Origin of the sequence: Bifidobacterium olomucense, from assembly GCF_012932375.1 — a bacterium.
GTDB classification, from domain to species: domain Bacteria; phylum Actinomycetota; class Actinomycetes; order Actinomycetales; family Bifidobacteriaceae; genus Bifidobacterium; species Bifidobacterium olomucense.
In genome coordinates, this window is record NZ_JAAIIG010000015.1 from 23,285 (window position 1) to 41,426 (window position 18,142).

The window sequence follows — 18,142 nt, forward strand, 5'->3', positions numbered from 1 at the left end:
CAGACCGGCGAATAGGCAAGGCGCGCTCGCGAGTGGTCTTTGACAATCAGACCGGCGACGCACGTGTCGCGCTCGCGGGTGGCCTTGGGTCTTCCTGCGCATGATTCATTCCAAACAACGCAGACCACCTGCGCGGCGCTCCGTGTGGTCCCTGACGGTTCCTGTCGTGGGGATATTGATTCGTCATTGGGCGGGTCGCCCCAGCTGTCGCCGGTGGCGGTCCGCCCCGTTGTTGTTGCGCGGGCGAGAGAATCGCGCCCCGCGCGTTGTGGCTTTGTGAGTGGATTGGGGGATTGCGATGAGGGCGCACCTGACGAGAAGCAAGACTGGCGAATCCGTGTGGAGGGCCTGCCGCGCAACGAAGCGCGCCTGCCCGTTGGGCGAGGCGGCGCACAGGGAGTTCGACTCCACGAGGGCCATCCGCCAGTGGTCCGTACTCCAGCACTACCAGGACGACCTCGGCGTGCCCCTACCGGAACCGCTGGCCAGACTCGGCGTCGGCCATGAGGTGCCGGACGGCGTGTGGCTGGACGCGCTCGCGGAGATGCAGCCGGGCATCGAGGCCGCCGAGCAGCGCACCTACGAGGCGGAGCGATCCCAATCCGAGTCCGGGGAGGAATCCGCGACGGGCGGCCTGCGCAAGCGCGGGAATGACCGCGCTCTTCGGAAGAATGACGAGCCGGGTGATGGCGGCGGATCCGCGCCTGTCGTCTCCGGGCCGGTGGATGACGGGGAACCCAGCGAGGAGGAGCGTGCGGCGGGGGAGGCTCGCTCCGAGCGCATCACGACGCTCCTGACGGACCGCATCCCGCTCATGGATGACCGGCACGGCAAGGTCCCGGAGTTACGCTCCACGGATGACGTGGCGAAGGCGAACGGCAGGCTCGCCACGTACCTCGACAGGAACTTCGATGGCGACAGGGCGACGGCGACGCTCGACGCGCTCCGGTCCCTGTACCCCGGAGCCGACATCCAACCCCTCGACCCATACTCGCCCGCCGAGGGGCAGCCGACGAGCCAGCGGTTCCCGAACCGTGCCACGCGCGACGACTTCCTGCGCCGTCGCGCCGAGGAGGTGAAGCGCTTCCACGCGAACCGCGCGTTGGAGTCGGGCGACAAGGAATCCGCCACCTACTATGACGCGACGAACGACCGGGTCATCTTCGTGACGCGCGGCAAACGCACCACGAAGAACCTATACCCGAACGCCTACTTCCGTGGCACCGGGCAGAACCTCCGCAGCCTGAACTTCGGTTCCGTGCTCGCCGCATCGGCGGTCGCCCGCGAGATGGACAGGGAACCCGGCCTCGCGCCGAGCGCACGCGCCGAGGTGGTGCAGGTCATGCTCCAACCCGGCAGGGACAGCCAATGGGCGGCTGCGAACCACGCTTGGAAGTGGCATCCCGACTCCATCAGCGGCGACGCGACCGCCAGCCTCATGCGGAGCGTCGCGGACCACGTGAAGGGAAGCGGCGCGGACCCCTCCGGGTTCCCGGTGCTCGACCTCGGGGACGACGCCACCATCGCCACGGCGCAGCAGGCGATGGACTACGCGCAGCAGGTGCATGACTGGTGCGACCGGCGGATCGGCGAGATACGCGACCCGGACGGCTCGCCATCCAAGCGGGTCGCGCACCTCGAACGGCTGCAGCGGGACGTGAAGCGGTGGTCCGGATCCGCGAGGGTATGCGTCGAGGACCAGTGCGGCAGGTACCGCCGTGCCATCGGCAACATCCTCGACGACGAATCCAACGGCCAGATGAACCGCGCGTACGCGAAACGCGCCAACAGCGCCTCAAGGGCGAAGGTCTTCGAATACAAGAAGAACAGGGACGAGGCGCACGACATGGCGATCCGCTCCAGCAGCTTCGCCCGCATTTTCGGCGGTCGCCACATGGAGCTTGATGACAGCGCCGACCTCGCGAAGTTCCGTCAGCTCGACCATGAGTTCGACGGCTGGAGCCGCACGCTCCCCGAGCAGGTGGACCACGACACGAACTTCCGGTTCCGCTTCACCGGCAACCACAACGCCACGGGCCTCTACTTCCCCGGCATGAGGGAGGTCATCGTCGACCCGAGACATCCCGACAGCCTCACGCACGAGTACTTCCACAACCTCGACTACACGAAGGCCAAGGACGGGCAGCTCAGCATGGACCCCAAGTTCCGCAGCATCGTGCGCGACTACAAGGACAACATCGACCGGAAGAAGATGGGTGGAACCAACCCCGAACGCTACCTCGCTCCGACCGAGGTGTTCGCCCGAGCCGGGGAGCTATACATGAACTGGAGGCATCCCGACTCCGGCTCCAGCTTCCTCAAGACCAAGGAGACCTACGAGACGCGGTTCGACTACGCGCCCCTGCTGAAGCACAAGCAGGAGATCATCCGCCTCTTCGACGGCATGTTCGGCAAGCACTGACCCAGCACGACCGCCAGACACGAACGGGATTCGATACGGCGCGAGTGGCCTCAGGCCAATCAGCCCAAGGAAACAGGCGAAACGCGGCTCGGGTGGCCCAAGGTTTCCCTTGCTTTCCGGATTCGGAACGACGTAGACCATCCGCGCCCGCTCCCGGCGTTCCCTTGTGGTTGACCGTATGCTTCATCACCGGTCCCCAAGCGGGACAAAGCCTCACACGGCACTCTTCACCGTTCCATCACTTCTTTGCTTGAACCCATTCATCGGCGGCTTTGAAGCGCGGGTAGCGTTGCCGTTGAATCCGCGAGGGACGGGCGTGAAGACCCGCTCCGTGCGAGGACGGACCCAAGGATGCGCGTGAATTTGCGGTATTCCACGGGCAACAGAACGCCGGGGGAGAACCGGCGGCCAACGATGAAAGGACAAGGAAATGACAACGCTGAAGAGCATCGCCGATGACGTGATGGACAAGCTGCGCGAGGCCGGGGGCGAGCGCTACTACATGGGGAGCGGCAGCCGGTGGGGCTACTGGGACTTCTCCCACGAGTACGAGGTCCCCGATGGCGGTATCGCCATCGAACCGGAGGACACCGACTGGGGAATCCTGTACCTCTACAACGCCGACGCAGACTACGACCCCGACGCAGACCCCGACTACGCCGACGACCAATCCGACTCCGAGGTCACGAGCCTCGGCGTCCTCCTCGTATGGGCCACGAACGAAGACCGCGACGAGGTAGAGTCCGGCGACGAGTTCACGTACGATGCGCGGGACGATACGCGCGAGGAAGCAAGCGACTGGAACAGCACGGCGCTCCAGCTCAGGTACGCGGATGGTTGGAACAGCTGGGTTCGCGGATACCCGCACAGGGACACTGATGAGGAGGACCCCTACGGAAGCATGATCGAGGCAATCGCACAGTCCGTCAGGAGCCGCATCGAACGAGCCGACGACTGACACGCGCCTACGCGCCGATATGACGCAAAACGGAGGCGGGGAGCATCAACGGGGATGTTCCCCGCCTCCGCTATTTTTCCGCAGACGACTGCGGCGCGGGTGGCCCTAGGTTTTCTCGAACTGCCAGGCCCGGAACGACGCGGACCACTCGCGACCGCGCTTCGCCCCTTGCCTTGCTTGTTTTCCCGGTGCGTCACTGCGTCGTGCGGGGCGTGCGTGGTGTGTGGTTCACCATGCGTATCCGGTGTCGTGGAGGTCTCCGCGTTTGCCTTCGATGTAGAGGGCTTCGTACGTGCCGGGGCCGGGTGCGTCGATGGTGCGTTGCACGACGAGGCGCTCCGGGTCGATGATGGCCACGAGCCTGGCACCGTGCTTCGCGTTGGGGCTGGTGCGCGCATACTCCTCCTGCTCCTCGGGCGTGACGGTGAGCGCGGTGAGGAGCAGCGTGCCCCACATGCCCCGGTTCCATTGGTCCTGCGCCGAGCAGCGTCCCTGCCGTTTGAGTTTGAACCGCGCCGCGTCGGCTCGCCGGTTCACGATGTCGAGCACGTAGCCGCTCCCATGCCGCTCCACGCGCGTGCGCCATGAATCGTCCGCCTCCATGCTCCTGCGTTCGGCCTCGATGGCCATGTATTGGAGCGCGAGGTCGGTGATGTTCCGGTCCCCGGTCCTGCCCATTGCCGTGCTCATTCTTCACCTGCCTTCCGTTCCCGTCGTCGTTCCTATTCGCCGGTCATGCCGTGAGCGCGGGTTCCCGATTGTGCGCATGGGGTCCGGCGCGTCGTAGTCGACGTCCACCTCGCCCGTGGCCGTGATGCAGTACGAGGCGTGCTCCACGAGCTGGTCGGATTCATGCTCCGTGAGAATGCCGCCTGGGTTCCTCGCCCCGAATAGGCGTATCGCCTCGTCAGTGTTCGGGATGATGGCACCGCCCCGCATCATCACCGGCAAGTCGCGGTTCACGAGCGCGTCGCGCAGGAGTCTCGTCCTCGCGGACTCCGGTTCCGCGCCGAGCCGTTCAAGCGCGGATTCCCGCTGGGCTTCGAGCATCCGCTCCGAGAACCGTTCCACTCCCGTGACGGGCGTCAGGTCCAGCGATCCGTTCGGGCTGGTCCGTTCGTTCAGCGTGCGCCGGTTCCAATACCGGTCCTCCGTCCATAGATGGCGGAGTCGGTGGTCGGCCATGAGGCTCAATGTCTCGGGTTGGCCCATCGCCGCGTGCAGCACGAGCATGGACCCCATCCACAGCGCCTCGTCCGCCTCGCTCATCCACATGGAGTGGTGCGTGGAGTACGCCCGGTCCAGCTCGGAATCCAGCGCCGCGAGGCCGCGCAGGTCCGAGGCGGTCACCACGCGGTCGATCGCCTCGGCGTCCCGGCTCCGCTCCGGGTCGAGGCCGAGCAGGGACAGCAGGTCGATGATGTGCAGCCCGGACGCCCTCCACGATGAGACGCGCTCCCGGCACTCCGACATGATTCGCTCGCGTAGGCGGCTTGTCCCGAGCGTCACGGCGCACACGGGCTTCGCACGGCGAGGGAAGGTGAAGTTCATCCAATCCACGGCACCGGCGGCTATCCCCGCGTCCACGGCCTCGCGCCTCGTCAGGTAGTGCCTGCCGCAGGCGCACCTCGCCCAACCCCTCGGGTCCTCGCAAGGCTCGGGACGGTTCGTGAGACGGCCAAGATGGAAGACCTCAATCATGCCAGACCACCACCAATCGAACAAATGTACGAAGTATTGCGATCCAATGTATCACACGACATACCCCACGAAAACCCAATGGTTCCAGACCATCCGCGCCCATCCTCGAACTGTTGTTCGACTGGTGTCCCGCTTGGTTCCGGCGATGCCTTTCCCGTTGGCTTGTGGTTTGCGGAACGTTTGTTCGATTGCCGTTCCCGCCGTGGCGCGGCTGGTTCCGAGGGCTTGGGTGTGTTGCTGAAATGCGACTACCCACCGGTGGCCACCATGCGCTGCCCCGTGATGGTCATCGGGAACGCGGGTCGCGCATTCCCGATGATTCCGATGCGTCGCACAGCTGGGCGTGGGGGATGGCTGGAATCGCTTGTGCGACTCGCACGGCACCGATGATGGGCGTGTGCGACTTCGCACAGCCGGGGTGAACGAGGCGTGTGTGCGACTTCGCACAGGAGGAAGAAGCCGGTGCGAAGGCAGTTCCGAACGAAGGTATGCGCCTCGGCGAACAAGGCGAATCGCGGCACTGGTGGTCCGCATCCAATCAAACCAAGAGGAGAACGAGGGCTGGCGCTGGTGGTCCTGAGTTTCCGGTTGGGCGGTTTGATACTGGTTTTGCGTTTTTCTTGCGATTTTTGATGGCTTTTTGCGTTTGCTTTGCGTTTTCGTGCCGCATGGCCATGCGGCACGTCTTGTGCGAAGTCGCATAGGCCCCGCCCCTATGCGAAGTCGCACGGGCGGGGTCTGCTCCTTGTGTCTTCAGTATTCGAATCCGCTGGGCGGGACGGATGCCTGCGCCTCGTTCAGCACCTGGATGTATGCGTTGATGGTCGTGGAGAGGCTCGCGTGGCCGAGTTCCCTGCTGATGAGCGTGAGGGGAACGCCCATGGCGATACGGCTGCTCGCCATGTAGTGGCGCAGCGAATGGTGCGTCCATCCCTTGCGCCCGCCCTTCGCATCGGGGTCGTGGCCCTCCGGGTACGCGCCGGGGAAGAGCTGGAGCCGGGCGCTGACGTAGTCGAAGATGGGGTTCAGGTCCGCCTGGAGGTTCGAGGGATGGATGTAGTTGCCGGTTCCGGGGATGACGCTGACCTGGCCGGTCCATCCCTCGGGTCGTGTGATGTCCGTGTTCCTCGCGGCTTCCTTGTCCTTCACCGGTTTGCGGGTCGGGAAGAGGAGCATGCGCTGGTAGTTCGCCTGCTTCTCGCCGAGGAGCACGTCGTGTGTGAGCGCGTCCGTGGAGGCGCGGTCGAGTGCCTTGTTGTTCCACAGGTCCGTGAGCCGCTGCAGGAGGATCCAGCCGATGGGGACGTATCCCTCGGCCCAGAGGGTGCCGACCTCCGTGGGCGTGCTGCTCCAGAACGAGGCGTCGTTCTCGGGGTTGTCGTGCGGCTTGAACCGGGGGGCGTGCTCGGCTATCTGCTCGCGCAGGCTCCGCTTGTCCCCGGAATGGAGCGGGGACGGCAGGTAGTACGGCAGGTGTACGGTTCGGCGCTTCATGTTGCCGGGGGAGTTCCACTTCGGCAGTCCGAGCGCGAACGTCGAACCGACCTGCGTGAACTGCTCGTCCACGCGGATGGCTCCGTAGAACCCCTCGCGCGTGGGGCCGGGCTTCATGGCGTCGATCTTCCATGCGTTCTCGGTCTCCTCGTCCCATCGTTGGATGTGCGCCGTGACGAACAGGAACTCGGACTGCGCGGGAGTGAGGAGGTGGCTGATGCGGAGCGCGAGTTCCTCGCCGATGCGCAGGCCGCCGCCCGCGCCGATGCCGAACCATGCGGCGAGCATGCGGTAGCGCTCGGCACGGTCGAGGGTCTGCCTGCGCAGGAAGCCCTGCATGTCGCGCGTGTAGTGGGGTGTGCCGTAGGGCTTGATGAGGAACTGCTCCGGCAGCCCCCTGCGCCAGAGGTCGTCGGTGGGGTTCGCCCTCACGTACCCCTCCATCGGCACATCGACCCATGGGCTGGTGCGCAGCTTCTCGCCGGTGATCGGGTCGATGGTCGTGATGCACTCGGGTTCTTTGTCGGTTCCGTCCTCGATTGAGGAGGCGGTGGCGGGGTCGAGCAGCTGCTTCATGTGCGGGGAGCGCAGCCGCATCATCTGGTCATGGGCGTCGAGGACCGTGTCGAGCGGCGTGACGTTCATCGTGGAGGCGGTGAGCGTGATGAGGGACGCGATGTACATCGTGTTGGGGATGAGGCCGAGGCTCACGACTCGCTTCGCGGCGTTCTCCTTCGCGATGCTCGCGTTCACCTTCATCTGACCCGCGTAGAAGGTCCCGTCCTGCGTGCCGTACAGCTTCTTCGTGTAGTCGAACAACGCGCGGACGTTCGCCCTGAGCCGGGTCTGCTGGTTCGTGGAGATGCCCTCAAGGTCGATGCGCTGGATGTCCTTCGGCGTCACCTTCATGACGCTCAGGTCGCCGATGGCGAGGAATACGCGGCGCATCTGCGCGGTCTTCGTCTGCGTGGTGCCGCTGTTCCAGGCGTCGTGCGCGTCGGACCTCGCGTACTGGTCCCAGGCTTCGCGGACCGTGGGGTATGAGGTGCTCACGCCAGGCACGTAGAAGCCCAGCTTCGCCTTCGCTTTCTCCACCACGGCGTCCCTCGTCGGTGCGTTCACGTCGGAGGTCCGTCCATCAGGCAGCGTGACCCTCGCGCGCCAGTACCTGCCCTTCCCGTCGTTGCTCGTGGGTTCGTAGAGCCTCACGTTCGGCAGGTAGTCGATGGGCTTGCGGCGTACCCGCTTCTCCTTCCTCTTCTTCGAAGCGTCGCCGCTGTCCTTGCTGCTGGCCATGGTCGTTGCCCTTTCATGCTCTGCGGGTCGCCTGCCGCCCGGCTCGGTGAGTCAGGCTCCGTTCGGTGCTATGTTGGGCACCAAAGACCGTGATGATGACAGGCTATTTTTTGCTTTCGCGCGGAGCCGAGTGGAACGGTTCCTGTGCGAAAGACCTGTGCGAATCGTTTTCTGTGCGAAACACAAACCGCATAGTTCCAACGATTCCACAAGGTCGAGACCATGTAGAATTTGAGACTCACCGAGTTCAAGTTCTCGCCAACGTCTAAGAAGTGATTGCTTCATAGCGCAAAGGGCCTTGGAATTCCAGTGATTCCAAGGCCCTCATCAAATGGGGAGCGCTGGCCGTTGCGGCGTGGTCTGTGTCGGGAACGGTGCATCGCCGAGGTCTGCGCCCGGTGTGACGGACGATTGGATCGGAGAGAAAGCCACAGGTGCCAATCGTGGACATAATCGCGTTTTGTGTAGCGCGAAACGAAGCCTCTCCATCACACGGCGTTCTGTAATGGAGCCATGACCAACAACAGTGCCAACAACTCAGCAATCTCCATTCAGGTTATGGTGGCCGGCCGTGTTCGTGTCTCACCGGATCTGCCTTTCGGCAACGGGTGCGGACTGGTCCGCGGTTCGGGCTATTTCGTGCCCGCGTCCAAGCGCATATGGCTGCCCGTGTGCGCGTTCCTCGTCACCACGCCGCACGGCTGTATCCTGTTCGACACCGGCTGGGGCCGGGACATGAGCCCGGGCGGCGTCTACGACCGCGGGGCGCAGATCCGCTCTCTCGGCTCATGGTCCCTGTACCGGGTCAACCAGGTGTAGTGGGTACGGGGATGACCGTGCCTGAGCAGCTGGCCGCGCAGGACCTGTCCCCGGCTGATCTCGACGTGGTGGTGATCTCCCATCTCGATTGCGACCACGCGAATGGACTGCGCGGCGTGAGGAACGCCCGGCGCATCATGGTATCTAGGGACGAGATGCGGTGCGCCACGCGGTTCCCGAACAGTCTCGTGCGCTTCAATGCCTCGTGGTGGAGGGGAATCGACCTCGACCTGTACGACTGGAACGACCATGAGGGCCCCGCCGGACGATCCTACGACCTGTTCGGCGACCGCAGCGTGCAGCTCATCAACATCCCCGGCCACACCGACGGTCAGGTGGCCATGAAGATCACGGCGCCGTCGGGCCGGTACGTACTGCTGTTCGCCGACGGCGGCTACGCCACGCGATCATGGAGGGACATGGTTACGTCGGGCATCGTCTACGACCGTCACGCGCAGCGCTCCTCGCTCGAATGGATCCGCGAGCAGAGCCTGTCGCCGCTTGGATTGGCTCCAATGTATTGGACGGTTCATTGAGGGACTGGGCAACGAAGGAGTTGATGGTCATGGCCGATCCGAGGCATCCGCGCAGGTTCACCGAGGAGTTTAAGCGGCAGATCGTGCAGTTGTACGAGAACGGCAAGCCGCCTGTGGAGATCGAGCGCGAGTACGGCATCTGCCATTCCACCCTGCACCGGTGGGTGCGGGGGATCCGCAACAGCGGCTCGACCAGGGCGGCCGACAACCGCACGCCCGAGGAGAACGAGCCGGTCGAATTGCGCAAACGCAACCGCCAGTTGGAGATGGAGGTGGATGTTCTGAAACAAGCGGCGCCGGTATTCGCGCGAAAGTAGAGGTCATACGGTCCAACGCCGGCCGTTACCCCGTATCAGCGCAGTGCAGGATCCTGGGCGTTGCCAAGTCGACATACTACTGGATGCTCGAGCACCCCGAGACCGAACGCGTCGATCCCCATAAGGGCGATGTGGAGCGCGTGTGGAGGGACAGCGGCGAGGTGTACGGGGCCAGGAAGATCAAGGCCCGGCTGCGCCGTGAGCATATCGTCATGTCGCGCCGCCGCATCAACCGGATCATGAAGGCCGGGGGTATGGCGAGCTCGTATTCGAGGGCCCGGTACCGGCCGCATCCGTCGAAGCCGAACGACGATCCGGCCCCGAACATCCTCGGCCGTGAGTTCGACGGCTATAGGCCGCGCACGCATCTGGCCTCCGATCTGACCTACGTGAGGGTGGGCAATGGTTGGGCGTACGTCTGCCTGCCCGGCGACCTGGCCAACCGGCAGATCGCCGGCCATTCCGTGGGAGTCAGGCATGACACCGATCTCGTGCTGGCCGCGTTCGCCGCGCTGCGCTTCCCCCTGGATGAGATCGAGGTGTTCCACACGGACCGCGGCGGCGAGTTCACCGGGGAACGCATCGAACGCATGCTCGACGTGTTCGGCATCACGCGTTCCCTTTCCAGGCCGGGCAGCCCTTACGACAACGCGGTGGTGGAATCCACCAACCGGCTCGTCAAGAAGGAGCTCATCCACAGGAACGTCTACACGAGCGTGGATCGACTGTGCTCGGACGTCAACCGGTACGTGTGGTGGTACAACCACCAACGACTCCACTCGACCCTCGGATACCTGAGCCCCGTGGAGTTCACACAACAAGGAAAAACCCTCTAGAAACAGTCCAACACACTGTTGCCAATCCAATCATCGACCAGATGGGACGGCTCCCGAAACATCTGCGCAACTCGCTGACGTGGGATCAGGGCAGCGAGCTCGCGCTCCACAAACGCGTCTCGACCGCTCTGGGCATGGACGTGTACTTCTGCGACCCGCACTCCCCGTGGCAGCGGGGCACGAACGAGAACACGAACGGGCTGCTGCGCCAGTACTTCCCCAAGGGCGCCGACCTGGGCGGGTGTTCACAGGCGTATCTGGACGCGGTCGCGGAGGAGATGAACGACCGGCCGAGGAAGATCCTCGGATTCCGGAAACCCTCCGAAGCCGTCCTCGATCTGCTCGACGCGGCATGATACGATCCAACGCAACCAGATCAGACAGCAACGAAGGTGTTGCAACGATCACTAGAACCCGCCTTGCGATCAAGCATTTTGGGACCTGCACGCGCATGGAGGAATACTGCGTGATCCGGATCCTCAGCGTATATCGTCAATTCCGAATGTCCCGGTTCTTGAGCTTGTTATGGCAACACCCGGCTACAAAGCGGACCAGTATATTGACGGTTGCCGTGAGTTGATTGGTATGGACTTTACGATTACCGATTCCAGCGGCGGTATTATGCTATTGAGATACGCATTAATGCTGAGCGTGATATTTCGCCTGATAAAGCGGCAATTATCAAAGCATATTATTTACGAAAAACAACAAACGAGCAGTTCAAGGAGGTACTGCAAGTGGATATTAATAGAGACAGTGATTACACGCCATATATACTTGGCCGGTTGTTCTCTATATACGAACAGATCCAGTTGGCGGCCATTCCTAGCATTAATACGACGATTAAGGATAAATATTTCACCAGTGCATCCACGACTCCTGCCCGTATATTCCCGATTCTAGGTGATCTCGCAGCAAAACATATGCGTAAAACCTGGCAGTCGCAAGGCTATAAGGTCAAGCTGGAAAAGGCTTTAGGCGAATTGACCGGGAAGGTGGGTGACCACTATCCGTCAAGACTTACGCTCGAAGAGCGTGGGGCTTTCCAGCTCGGATACTATTTCGAAAATCAACAGCGATTCAACAAGACCATCAAAGACGATAACCAAGGAGCAGACAATGACTGAACGCAAGCCCATTGAAAGCCGTTATGACTTCACTATTCTCTTTGATGTGGAAAATGGTAACCCGAATGGCGACCCTGATTCGGGTAACATGCCGCGCGTCGATCTTGAAACCGGTAACGGACTGGTGACTGATGTGTGTATCAAACGTAAGATTCGCGACTATGTGCAAACTGCTATGGGCGAAGAATCTCCGTGGCGCATGTACATTCAGAAGCGGAAGACACTCAATCGTCTTGATAGTGAGGCATTGGAGGCTGAACACATTGATGCAAGGCCTGAAGACAAGGACTTTGCTAAGGAAATAAAAGCTTTGAAAAAAGACGATCCTGAACTGGATCGTCGCCTACGTGATTATATGTGTGCGAACTTTTTTGATATTCGTACTTTTGGCGCAGTAATGACGACATTCGTCAAAGGCAGTCTGGCCTGTGGGCAAGTTCGCGGTCCGGTTCAGCTTGGATTTGCCCGTTCGATCGATCCGGTGAGTATTCAGGAAATTTCCATCACTCGTGTTGCTGTGACTACGGAAGCGGATGCTGCGGAAAAAAATAATACGATGGGTAACAAGTTCATCATCCCTTACGGTTTGTATCGTATGAATGGTTATGTGTCTGCAAAGCTCGCACAAAATGTCACCGGGTTCAGCGATGAAGATCTTGACATGCTATGGCAGTCAATTCTGAACATGTTTGAATTTGATCGTTCTGCAGCGCGAGGCAACATGGCGGTGCGCAAACTGTATGTGTTCAAGCATGATAGTGCGCTTGGCGATGCACCTTCATGGAAGCTGTTCGATAGTATCGACGTTTGCAAACGTGATGGCGTTGATATTACGCGTAGCTTTGGGGATTATGCAGTGAACGTAAACAAGGATTTGATTCCAGATTCTGTTGCCGTAAGTGAAATGGTTGATGGCCTACTGTAAGTAGACGGTGTGGCCGGGCTGGCGGTTCTTCCATCAGCCCGGCCATGCTCATATGCGCAGTTCATTTTTGGATGAACCTTATAAAGACATGAGGCAAAGGGGTCTGTGTGGTGGAACCAACAAGTTATCCAGAAGAGGATTGGTTGGCTCTTTCGGGTATCCAACATTTTTCATTTTGTCGACGACAATGGGCGTTGATTCATATTGAGCAGTCGTGGGAAGACAATGTGCTGACTACGGCCGGATCACTGGAACATGAGCGGGCACATGATTATGACGCTTCGGAAAAGCGAGGAGAGCTGCTGATTCTGCGCGATTTGAAGGTATTCTCGCGTCGATTAGGGGTGACTGGAGCCTGCGATGTTGTAGAGTTTCGGATGTCTCCGGATGGCGTGCCGCTGCAAGGGCGTAGTGGTTCGTGGCTGCCTTATCCGATTGAATATAAACATGGGCAGCCCAAAGTGCAGGATGCTGATCGGCTGCAATTATGCGCTGAGGCAATATGCTTGGAAGAGATGCTGGCCTGCAATATACGTGAAGGAGCGTTATTTTATCAGGGAACAAGGCATCGAGAAATCGTTGAATTTGATGATTCATTACGTAATGCGGTAACGGAAATGTTCCGCCAGATGCACGATTTGTATACGCGTGGACATACACCGAAAGTCAGAATCGGGAAAGAATGCCGCGCATGTTCGCTTAAAAACATATGTCTTCCTGAACTATCAAAAAAGAAATCGGCACGAGTCTATATTAATGCGCGTATTCGTGAAATCATGAACGTTTCTGAAATTAAGGATATTGAATCGAGGAGGTGAATAATGCGAACTATGCTGAATACGTTGTTCGTAACCAGTGAGGACGCTTATCTCTCGTTGGAGAATGACAACGTGGTTGTCCAGAATGGTGAAAAGACCTTGGCAAAGGTTCCGTTACGTTCTATTGAGCAGATTCTTAGTTTTTCGTACAAAGGAGCTTCTCCTGCACTGATGGGCAAATGTACTCGTCTTGGTGTCGGCATGTCTTTTTATTCGCCATATGGACGGTTCTATTGCTCGGTGCTGGGCGAGAATAATCGTAACGTTCTGTTGCGAAGGGAACAGTTTCGCAGAGCGGATTCTCCAGGTCCTGCTCGGGAGTTCGCTGCTGCATTCGTTATTGGGAAGGTGTTCAACTGCCGTTGGGTTGTAGAGCGAACGAAGCGTGATCATGTATTACGGGTGAATGTGGAAAGATTAACGCAACAGAGCGCTTTGTTGAAAGACGGGCTAGAAAGAATTTTGGCCTGTACTTCGGTTGATGAGGTACGAGGTATTGAAGGCAAGGCCGCAAAAGACTACTTCTTTACGTTCGATGACTTGATCCTCCGAGACAAGGATTCGTTTTTCTTCGAGCAACGTAGCCGGCGTCCTCCTATGGACAGAATGAACGCGTTGCTATCGTTTACATATGCCTTGCTGACGAACGATTGTGTTGCAGCCCTACAGGGAGTTGGTCTAGATCCATATGTGGGATTTCTGCATGTCGATCGTCCGGGTCGGGCTTCTCTTGCCTTAGATCTTATGGAAGAGTTCCGTCCGGTTGTGGCTGATCGCTTTGCTCTAACTCTGGTTAATACTGGTGCCGTACGGGTTTCTCATTTTGAAGAACGGGAAAACGGTGGCATATTTTTGACTGATGTAGGACGAAAAGTTGTGCTTGCGGCGTGGCAGCGGCGGAAGACCGAACAAATTACTCATCCTTTTCTTGGAGAGAAGATTCCATGGGGATTGGTTCCGCATGTGCCGTCATTGTTGTTGGCGCGATGCATACGCGGTGATTTAGATACCTATCCTCCATTCATGTGGAAGTGATAATGATGATGGTTGTGGTTGCATATGATGTGAATACTGAAACGGCTTCCGGAAGAAGACGTTTGAGGCTCGTGTCGAAAGCTTGTATGAAATATGGCCAGCGTGTGCAGAACAGTGTTTTTGAATGTTCGGTTTCGCCGTCAGACTATTTGCAGCTTCGTCATGAGCTGGATGACATTATCGATATGGAAAGCGATAGTCTTCGTTTTTACAATCTAGGTGCGAAGTATGCGGATCGTATTGAAAATGTCGGTAAGCAGCGGCATTTGCCAGTTGATGATGTCATGTTGATATAAGGCAGCTTGATGTGCTGCGTATCTTCGTTTGACCTGAGTTTGTTTCTGGGGCGCGATGCTCGATATCGTGAATGGGTGCGATGTGTGAGCTGTCATAAAACTAACAGAGGTTCGCACCGCCGCTGATGGGGGGATGAGCATAATCTTTATGCGATTCGGCAATATTCCGGACTTCATTTGTCGTTTGATAACTCAATAGTGGCTGGGTGTCTCTGATATTTAGGATGCGATATAAGTTTAGGATGATTTAGGCGATGAATAGCTGATAGACTGCAAATATCTGTGAATATACTGCCCAAAATGTGGACTGGATATCTCATGGATGCGGTCACCCTCCTCGCGGAGGGTGCGGATTGAAATATCGACCCGCAAGCCGGCAAGGCCACGGTCGGCAGTCACCCTCCTCGCGGAGGGTGCGGATTGAAATATTACGAATAAGACAGGTAGAGTGCTGGTTTTGATGGTCACCCTCCTCGCGGAGGGTGCGGATTGAAATTTCGCCGAACCGCTCGCCAAGACCGGCGCGGCCGTCACCCTCCTCGCGGAGGGTGCGGATTGAAATTCCCTGTCGGAGGTGTGGACGCAGGACTCGACGGTCACCCTCCTCGCGGAGGGTGCGGATTGAAATAACAAAGTCGCCGGCGTGGTCGCCTCCAGCCTCAGTCACCCTCCTCGCGGAGGGTGCGGATTGAAATTGGGGCAACGACCCCACGCATCCGGTCACCCACGGTCACCCTCCTCGCGGAGGGTGCGGATTGAAATGGCGGCAAGCGCGCCGCCGCGCCCGTGGTCTGGCGGTCACCCTCCTCGCGGAGGGTGCGGATTGAAATTTCTGGAAGACCGTCACCCAGTAGTAGCCGCCCGGTCACCCTCTTCATGGAGGGTGAGGATTGAAATTCAGGCGTGTAAGAGCAGGGCGCAGCGGCAACGTGTCACTCTCTTCATGGAGGGTGAGGATTGAAATAAATCCAGTTTCTCGCCAATCGTTTCCATGCCGGAGTCACCCTCCTCACGGAAGGTGAGGATTGAAATAACCAGAACGGCGTGAAATGCCGCGACCGCTTGCAGTCACTCTCCTCACGGAGGGTGAGGATTGAAAAGGTGACGAACGCGATGCTGGTCGGCGGCATCACCGCTTGTCCCTATTGCACGAACCTCCTCAGATGACGCGAATAAGCTCTACTGTGGGCTGTATCCAGTCGTATTTAAACGATAGATTATATCATCAATACACATCCATATTGACTTCAATTCATTTCTATCTTATAGTTTATATAACTTAACATCAGTCAATAGAGGTGAACCGTTCTTATGGGTATGAAATATAGAAGCTTGGCACGTTTGTTTCATGCCGACAGAACAAACGATTCATACAACAATCATGATCGACTTGCAAGGCAGCGTCTTGAAGTCGAGTCCACATTCCGCACCGGCGTCATCACCCCATTAGGCGAACTGTTTTGTGCCACGCCACGTGAAACGAGCATGCTCACCGAGCATATACTTCTCGCCGAACGGCGCGTATCAGGATTATGGAATCAGATACCCGGCGTGATGCGTTGGGACTGGATCAGGCATTCCATCAGCGAGGAACTGTTTGCCACTAACGATATGGAAGGTGTACGCAGCACTCGCAAAGAGACCGAACTTGCGGTCGCGGCGGCGGAACGATCGATGAAGGAAGGAGGTGAATCACAAACACGGTTCAGCGAATTCGCGAAACTCTATCTGAACCTCACCGGTGAGGATGCCTCGCTTCCCGCCGATATAGCTGATATACGCGCCATCTACGATAAAGTGGCGTTGGATGAAATCGAAGAAAGGCACAGGCCGGATGGCGAACTCTTCCGCAAGGACGACGTGGAGGTGCTCGGCCCTCACGGACTGCCGATACATAACGGCGTCAAGGGAGAGGGAAACATCAGTTCTCTGCTTGCCGACATGATCCATTTGGCGGAATCGGAATCGATTCCACGTCTGCAGGCTGCAATCATGTCGCATTTCCTGTTCGAATATGTACATCCGTTCTATGACGGCAATGGCCGAACGGGGCGCTATTTGCTGGCCCTTTATCTGAATCACGATTTGACCATGCCGACCGTGCTCTCCTTGTCCAGGACCATAGCCGAGAACAAGAACGCTTATTACAAGGCGTTCACCGAAGCCGAGGACACGCTGAACTGCGGGGAACTCACATTCTTCGTGAACACGATACTCGGCTTCATCCAAGAAGCCCAGGACGAGTTGATTGACGAATTGGGAGAAAAAGTTGATCGGCTCGTTAAAGGCGGCGACATCTGCAAACGGATCTCCGAAGAACATAGGCTTTCCGCCAATGCCGACGAGTTGCTGTATTCCCTCATGCAGGAGGAGATGTTCGATTCGATGAAATACGTTTCCTTGGATGACGCAGCATATCATCTCAAACTATCCAAGCAAAGTGCGCGAAAATACGTCGGCGAACTACTGGATGCAGGTCTTGCCATCAGAATCGGCACACGTCCTATGAAAGTGCGGGCTTCAGAACAGTTGAGAAGAGACCTCGCGTTGTAGTACGTCTTGTAGTTCGTTCAGCATCGCAAACAAGCAGACCACTCTTGATTGCTCGTTGCGGTTGCCGAAAGGCTTCAGCCCAACCTTCGGCTCGCGAATATATTCCGGCATAATATCGGAAACGAACAGGGTCTTGGAATCGATTGGATCTCAAGACCCTCGACGCTACCCAACAATCACTTCTTAGACGTTGGGGAGAACTTGAATGTCGCGGCACTTTCGTTTTTCCAATGTTTCCAATGTCTCCGGGCGTCCCGTTCCACGTCGGGCACTCTAAAGGCACTCTATATTCGTTGTCCATTCTATTATATGCGACAGTGCATTCGACTTCATAAACGACGAAAAGCCCCCGACCCTGCCGCATTGGATGCGATAGGGTCGGGGGCTTGGTTTTGTCAGGCCTTGGATGCGCGGGCCTTGAGGGTGCTTGCGCCGATGACGACGCCGATGGTCAGGGCGACGGCGCTGATGGTCGTCGCGGCCGGATCGGCCCACGTCCAGCCCCACACGGGGCCGAGCGCCTGCACGAGCGTGGCGATGGCTGGCAGCACGATCAGCGCGAGCCATTTGAGCACGTCGTAGGCGCGGTTCGGCAACAGCCAATCCGGCATGGCTGGTTCCGTGCCGGCGGTGTTAGGTTCAATGTCTTCTTTGGTCATGTCAATCTCGATTCCGTGGTTGGAACCTGGGAACCTTGCCCGGTATCGAGTGCAAGGTTCCCAGGTCGGGTTCGGGTCAGTTGTGGCAGATCACGTCGCCGGGATAGACGAGATGCGGGCTGCCGGACGGGGTGGTCACGTTCCACCAGTCGGCCCAGAATTTGCTCACGTAGTCGCCGTAGACGAGGGTCACGCACTGCCGTACCGGCTGGGATTGCATTGATCCCCCGCCGTTGTAGGTGACCACGTCGCCCACCCAGTACCGGTTGATGTCGCCGGACGGCGTATGCCATGCGCTCAGGGGCCATGCGTCGTACTGGACGGCGAGCCCCCAGATGGTCTCGCCCCAT

General features: G+C 58.8%; 16 protein-coding genes, 2 pseudogenes and 1 CRISPR repeat array. Of the genes and pseudogenes, 13 read left to right on the plus strand and 5 right to left on the minus strand.

Going from position 1 to position 18,142, the window contains the following annotated elements:
* The first annotated feature begins 298 nt into the window (after positions 1-298).
* Both G1C97_RS10985 and G1C97_RS10990 read left to right on the plus strand, forming a co-directional pair.
* Positions 299-2,422, plus strand: coding sequence for a hypothetical protein (locus G1C97_RS10985; protein ID WP_169241780.1), 2,124 nt, complete (start codon positions 299-301; stop codon positions 2,420-2,422).
* A 430-nt stretch (positions 2,423-2,852) separates the two neighbouring features.
* Complete coding sequence (locus G1C97_RS10990) at positions 2,853-3,380, plus strand: hypothetical protein (RefSeq protein WP_169241781.1); 528 nt, start codon at positions 2,853-2,855, stop codon at positions 3,378-3,380.
* A 228-nt stretch (positions 3,381-3,608) separates the two neighbouring features.
* Here G1C97_RS10990 and G1C97_RS10995 read toward each other — a convergent pair whose 3' ends face one another.
* The 3 genes from G1C97_RS10995 to G1C97_RS11005 form a co-directional block, all read right to left on the minus strand.
* Entirely contained in the window at positions 3,609-4,058 is a 450-nt protein-coding gene (locus G1C97_RS10995; RefSeq protein WP_169241782.1) for a hypothetical protein, read from the minus strand.
* 15 nt (positions 4,059-4,073) lie between these two features.
* Entirely contained in the window at positions 4,074-5,081 is a 1,008-nt protein-coding gene (locus tag G1C97_RS11000) for a hypothetical protein (RefSeq protein WP_169241783.1), read from the minus strand.
* Positions 5,082-5,834: 753 nt separating this feature from the next.
* The gene (locus G1C97_RS11005; RefSeq protein WP_169241784.1) at positions 5,835-7,871 is read right to left on the minus strand and encodes a tyrosine-type recombinase/integrase; all 2,037 of its coding nucleotides are present in this window, start codon (positions 7,869-7,871) and stop codon (positions 5,835-5,837) included.
* 513 nt (positions 7,872-8,384) lie between these two features.
* Between G1C97_RS11005 and G1C97_RS12365 the strand changes: the two genes are divergently transcribed.
* From G1C97_RS12365 to G1C97_RS11050, 11 genes and pseudogenes are all read left to right on the plus strand, one after another.
* Positions 8,385-8,690: an MBL fold metallo-hydrolase gene (locus G1C97_RS12365; RefSeq protein ID WP_240951128.1), complete on the plus strand. Its 306-nt coding sequence runs from the start codon at positions 8,385-8,387 to the stop codon at positions 8,688-8,690.
* Between the two features lie 17 nt (positions 8,691-8,707).
* Positions 8,708-9,226 (plus strand): MBL fold metallo-hydrolase, encoded by a 519-nt coding sequence (locus G1C97_RS12370; protein ID WP_335341366.1) that lies wholly within the window; start codon positions 8,708-8,710, stop codon positions 9,224-9,226.
* Between the two features lie 29 nt (positions 9,227-9,255).
* Positions 9,256-9,543, plus strand: coding sequence for a transposase (locus G1C97_RS12375; protein ID WP_240951130.1), 288 nt, complete (start codon positions 9,256-9,258; stop codon positions 9,541-9,543).
* Between the two features lie 5 nt (positions 9,544-9,548).
* Positions 9,549-10,379 (plus strand): IS3 family transposase, encoded by an 831-nt coding sequence (locus tag G1C97_RS11015; protein ID WP_335341367.1) that lies wholly within the window; start codon positions 9,549-9,551, stop codon positions 10,377-10,379.
* A 17-nt stretch (positions 10,380-10,396) separates the two neighbouring features.
* Positions 10,397-10,735: pseudogene (locus tag G1C97_RS11020) on the plus strand (IS30 family transposase); the annotation flags it as partial.
* A 282-nt stretch (positions 10,736-11,017) separates the two neighbouring features.
* A complete protein-coding gene (locus G1C97_RS11025) occupies positions 11,018-11,506 on the plus strand; it encodes a type I-C CRISPR-associated protein Cas8c/Csd1 (RefSeq protein ID WP_470287754.1) in 489 nt (162 codons plus the stop codon).
* On the plus strand, positions 11,499-12,431 hold the full coding sequence (gene cas7c, locus G1C97_RS11030) for a type I-C CRISPR-associated protein Cas7/Csd2 (protein WP_169241785.1): 933 nt from the start codon (positions 11,499-11,501) through the stop codon (positions 12,429-12,431). Before G1C97_RS11025 ends, cas7c begins: the two co-directional genes overlap by 8 nt.
* Positions 12,432-12,538: 107 nt before the next feature.
* Positions 12,539-13,249 carry a CRISPR-associated protein Cas4 gene (cas4, locus tag G1C97_RS11035; RefSeq protein WP_169241786.1) on the plus strand — a complete coding sequence of 237 codons (711 nt, stop codon included), beginning with the start codon at positions 12,539-12,541 and terminating at the stop codon, positions 13,247-13,249.
* Between the two features lie 3 nt (positions 13,250-13,252).
* Positions 13,253-14,284, plus strand: coding sequence for a type I-C CRISPR-associated endonuclease Cas1c (gene cas1c / locus G1C97_RS11040; protein WP_169241787.1), 1,032 nt, complete (start codon positions 13,253-13,255; stop codon positions 14,282-14,284).
* Between the two features lie 5 nt (positions 14,285-14,289).
* A complete protein-coding gene (gene cas2, locus G1C97_RS11045; protein ID WP_169241793.1) occupies positions 14,290-14,580 on the plus strand; it encodes a CRISPR-associated endonuclease Cas2 in 291 nt (96 codons plus the stop codon).
* Between the two features lie 327 nt (positions 14,581-14,907).
* Positions 14,908-15,680: a CRISPR direct-repeat array (repeat unit 33 nt; unit sequence GTCACCCTCCTCGCGGAGGGTGCGGATTGAAAT).
* 211 nt (positions 15,681-15,891) lie between these two features.
* Positions 15,892-17,133 (plus strand): Fic family protein, encoded by a 1,242-nt coding sequence (locus G1C97_RS11050; RefSeq protein WP_205832627.1) that lies wholly within the window; start codon positions 15,892-15,894, stop codon positions 17,131-17,133.
* A gap of 395 nt (positions 17,134-17,528) precedes the next feature.
* Here the strand turns inward: G1C97_RS11050 and G1C97_RS11055 are convergent, their stop codons facing one another.
* Together G1C97_RS11055 and G1C97_RS11060 are read right to left on the minus strand one after the other, a co-directional pair.
* Positions 17,529-17,792, minus strand: coding sequence for a phage holin (locus G1C97_RS11055; protein WP_169241788.1), 264 nt, complete (start codon positions 17,790-17,792; stop codon positions 17,529-17,531).
* A gap of 76 nt (positions 17,793-17,868) precedes the next feature.
* Positions 17,869-18,142, minus strand: a pseudogene (locus G1C97_RS11060) (GH25 family lysozyme); the annotation flags it as partial.

Bases quoted from the DNA above. Each gene is read 5' to 3' on its own strand.
- G1C97_RS10985 (WP_169241780.1), top strand. From the start codon at position 299: ATGAGGGCGCACCTGACGAGAAGCAAGACTGGCGAATCCGTGTGGAGG.
- G1C97_RS10990 (WP_169241781.1), top strand. From the start codon at position 2,853: ATGACAACGCTGAAGAGCATCGCCGATGACGTGATGGACAAGCTGCGC.
- G1C97_RS10995 (WP_169241782.1), bottom strand. From the start codon at position 4,058: ATGGGCAGGACCGGGGACCGGAACATCACCGACCTCGCGCTCCAATAC.
- G1C97_RS11000 (WP_169241783.1), bottom strand. From the start codon at position 5,081: ATGATTGAGGTCTTCCATCTTGGCCGTCTCACGAACCGTCCCGAGCCT.
- G1C97_RS11005 (WP_169241784.1), bottom strand. From the start codon at position 7,871: ATGGCCAGCAGCAAGGACAGCGGCGACGCTTCGAAGAAGAGGAAGGAG.
- G1C97_RS12365 (WP_240951128.1), top strand. From the start codon at position 8,385: ATGACCAACAACAGTGCCAACAACTCAGCAATCTCCATTCAGGTTATG.
- G1C97_RS12375 (WP_240951130.1), top strand. From the start codon at position 9,256: ATGGCCGATCCGAGGCATCCGCGCAGGTTCACCGAGGAGTTTAAGCGG.
- cas7c (WP_169241785.1), top strand. From the start codon at position 11,499: ATGACTGAACGCAAGCCCATTGAAAGCCGTTATGACTTCACTATTCTC.
- cas1c (WP_169241787.1), top strand. From the start codon at position 13,253: ATGCGAACTATGCTGAATACGTTGTTCGTAACCAGTGAGGACGCTTAT.
- cas2 (WP_169241793.1), top strand. From the start codon at position 14,290: ATGATGGTTGTGGTTGCATATGATGTGAATACTGAAACGGCTTCCGGA.
- G1C97_RS11050 (WP_205832627.1), top strand. From the start codon at position 15,892: ATGGGTATGAAATATAGAAGCTTGGCACGTTTGTTTCATGCCGACAGA.
- G1C97_RS11055 (WP_169241788.1), bottom strand. From the start codon at position 17,792: ATGACCAAAGAAGACATTGAACCTAACACCGCCGGCACGGAACCAGCC.